The sequence below is a fragment of the Candidatus Cloacimonadota bacterium genome (assembly GCA_011372345.1).
GTDB lineage: Bacteria > Cloacimonadota > Cloacimonadia > Cloacimonadales > TCS61 > DRTC01.
Window position 1 is genome coordinate 1 of sequence record DRTC01000166.1, and the last position, 3795, is coordinate 3795.

A 3795-nucleotide genomic window follows, 5' to 3' on the forward strand; every position below is an offset into this window, starting at 1 on the left:
AGGTCTCATTCAAAGAAATTCTTCCGAAGCAATCTGCTCCTCTAACTTAATGTGAAGCAAGAGATTGCTTCGTTTGTAACAGCAAGAAGAAAAACTCGCAAAGACATGTTTTTTGAATTCTGCAGAAAAACACTCAGTTATGCAGAACTCATAAAACTCATTTAATAACACTTCTTTGATGAATTCCTGATTTCTTTCAGAATCTCCCGTAGGTTCCTAACTGTATTTCCTTGAATTTAATGACAAATTCTGTTCCTTTATCTTGTTTTAATTCGACAGTTCCCCTCAACTGCGAAGTCAGGATTTTTATCAACTGCATGCCCAGACCGGTCATATTTTCAAAGTCCGCTGTTTCAGGAATGCCGATTCCATTATCTTTAATTATAAGAGTATATTTATCCCCAAGTCGATTAAAAAAAATATATATTTCACCTTTTCGATCACCGGGAAAAGCATGTCTCAGGGAATTGGAGATCAGTTCATTTATGATCAATCCGCAGGGAATGGAAAGATTTAGATCGAGAGAATCTACTTTGATATCGTTGATGATCTTAACCTGTTCTGTATTTTTCACATAATAAGACCTTAAGCGTAAGATCAGATTTTTAGTAAATGTATTAAAATCGATATTAGCCATATCTTCTGTTTTATATACATATTCATGAACCAGAGACATGGAATAGATCCGATGTTTGCTGCTGTCTAATAATTCCCTGACCTTTTCATTCTCGATCAGTTTGGATTGCATGTTCAGGAGACTGGATATGATCTGCATATTGTTCTTCACGCGATGATGAACTTCCTGCAGCAGAATGGTTTTTTCTTTCAGGTCTTTCCTGATCTGTTCTTCTGTTCTTTTCTTATTAATTGCAAGAGCGATCTCATCAGAAACAAAAGAGAGAATTTCAATATCTTTTTCTGCATAAAGATTTGGATCATCATAGCTTTGAACTGCAATTACACCAATTACTTTATTTTCAACTTTCAGGGGAACACCGAGCCAGATTAGGGAAGGATAACCAATTTCTTCGACAACTCCTTTTTCTGTTAGATCTGATATTATATCTTTCGTGCCCAAAAAAGGTTTCCCTTTCTTAATTACATATTTAGTAAGGGATTTACCGGCAGGAAATATTTCATGATCATCTTTCTCATCGATAAAATAAGGTAGAGATATCGTATCCTTATTTTCATTGTATAAGGCAACAAAGAAATTGGTTGTATCGATTATTTCACCCAGGAATGCTTTTATCTTGTTATAAAGCTCAGGCATTTTATCAGTTGTATTTACTGCCTTGGAAATGTTATATAATATTTCCTGTATTTTCTCCGCCTGCTTGCGTTCTTTAATTTCTGCTTTCAAATTCCTGGTAGTTTCATTAAGGTCGGATAAAACAGATAAAGTGGCAATTCTCTGCTTTTCGCTTTTTTCAAATTGTTTTTTTAATTCAAGAGATTTTTCTTTAATTTCTTCTTCTATTTTCTTGCGCTCGGTGATGTCTATATCTGCACCTCTATATCCTAAGAGCTCTCCTTTCTCATCGAGCATAGGTACTCCGCTTGTTAAAAGCCAAATTTCTTTACCGGTCTTACTGATATTTCGATTCGAAAATTCACGGAATGAAAGTTTCTTGGCAAATACTTCAAATGCTGCATCCTTCATTTTTTTTCTGTCTTCCGGGTAAAATAGATCATAAAAATGCTTTTTCCCAACAATTTCTTCAGGTTCATAACCAAGAATCTTTTTTACTATGGGACTCGCATAAGTGTATAAGCCATTGGCATCTACTTCCCATATCCACTCTTGAGAATTATCAGCTATCTGCCTAAATCTTTCTTCACTCTCCTGCAGCGATTTCTCAACCTGTTTTCGTTTCTCTTCATCCTCAAGACGGTGCAATGCAAAAGCAATATCTGTTGCTACTTCGTTAAATAAATATTGTTCTTCTTTTTGTTTTATGAATTGCAGTGGAATTGAGACACAAAATATCCCGAATATTTTTCCTTCAAATTCCAGCCGTATTGATAATGCCCCCCTGCCTGCATATTTATCTGCAAGCGGACAATCCCCGCATGTTTCGAAAAGTACCTCTGTTACAACTATCCCTCTTTGTTTTAAAGATTTTTTCCCGCAGGCTGTTAGTTTCCCTTTTTTCAGAAGTTCGAGCAAAGGAAGAAAATCTTTACCTAATCCGCTTTCCGCGCTTGTAATATATTTAGCTGATCCATCCAATAAGGCAATCCAGGCATTAAAATAACCACGAGTTTCAATAAGATTATCACAAGCACCTTTGATAAGTTTATCACGATCATTTTCTTTTGTGATGAGCTGGTTGACATTACGGATAGCACGCAGCACTCGATTGATGTGTTTAATTTTATCTTCCGCCAGCTTGCGCTCAACAATCCTTCCCAAACGCTCGGTTATACTATTCAGTAGAATTTCTTCCGCTTTCAGAAAAGGTCCTTCATCATTATCCGTTATTTGTTCCAAATAACATACTTCTATTTTTCCTGCGATTTTTCGTTTCACTATTATATCAGAACTCAGTTTCCATGTGCTTTCCTTGTAGTTCTCTGTCTTGAATTCCTTTTTCAACAGGATGATTTTAGCACAGATATTTTCGGGATACTGCCACGCTGAAGGAATTATATTAACGATTCTCTGTACTATTTCATCAAGTGAGATATCAGGTATTTCAACTATTTTTGAGATTGAATATAAACAATTTAGTTCTTTATTCCGTTCACCAAGATCATGAGCATATTTTTTGATCTCATTCTCGCTGGCAATTAACTGCTGATTGTTTGCTGTAAGTTGCTGATTAGCTGCTTTCAATTGCTGTTCGCTTGCCCTTAACTGCTGGTTACTTGCATCAAGCTGTTGATTTGCTGCTCTCACTTTTTTTTCGGCTATCTTGCGTTCAGTGATGTCTTCTATAGCAAGTAGAATCATTTTTTTATTTCCATCTTGCTGTTTCAACTCTCTGGAATTGAGCAGCATTGTCTTCTGTCCAATATCATCAAAAAAGTGTTCTACTTCAAAATCAACAATTTCAGATTTATCAGGAAGTGTTTCGAGAAGAAGTTTCCTTAAAGCCGGGATATCCCATTGGTTATTACCCAATTCAAAGACAAAACTTCCGAGAGTATCTTTTTTGGAGACATGGAATGTTTTGTAGAAAGATTCATTAGCAGTTATTACTTTTAAATCTGCATCTAATATCAGCAAAGGCTCTCGAAGCGTTGAAATAATATTTTCAGCAAATTCTTTGGCAGCAACGGCTTCTGTTTCCTTTTTCCTAATTTCAATATTACTGGCTTCAAGCTGTTGATTTGCTGCTCTCAATTGCTGTTCGCTTGCAGTAAGCTGCTGTATAGCTGCTTTCAATTGCTGTTCGCTTGCTTTTAACTGCTGGTTACTTGCATCAAGCTGTTGATTTGCGGCTTGCAGTTCTTTTTCGGTATTTTCGAGTTGAATAAATTTTTTCATCAGATCATCTAACAGTTGTTTGCTTTTATCTTTCATATTACCTTCTTAAAATTGGATCATTATGATCAATAGAGAAATTTAAATCCCAATTATCATTTTTGAGTCCTTTTCCCAAGGGGCTATTCATTTGAATTCTTTTCTCCACGAGATAAATCTCATAGTGCTTCATGAATTACTCGCCTTTCAAGGTGTGGAATTATCTAAAATCTCTCGAATATTCCTCAAATAAATATTCCTTTCAGGGACCGAGTCCATAACGGAAATCGTTAAAACGGTTAATACTTTTTCCTGTTTCATTAACC

At 35.7% G+C, this 3795-nt stretch carries 1 protein-coding gene; it reads right to left on the minus strand.

Translation table 11 applies throughout. The annotated features are described in order from the left end of the window. Positions 1–196: 196 nt before the first annotated feature. Complete coding sequence (locus ENL20_03235; GenBank protein HHE37570.1) at positions 197–3529, minus strand: PAS domain S-box protein; 3333 nt, start codon at positions 3527–3529, stop codon at positions 197–199. Positions 3530–3795 lie beyond the last annotated feature (266 nt).

What these genes read in the sequence shown, in the direction of transcription:
- ENL20_03235 (HHE37570.1), bottom strand. Translation starts at nt 3,529, where the DNA reads ATGAAAGATAAAAGCAAACAACTGTTAGATGATCTGATGAAAAAATTT.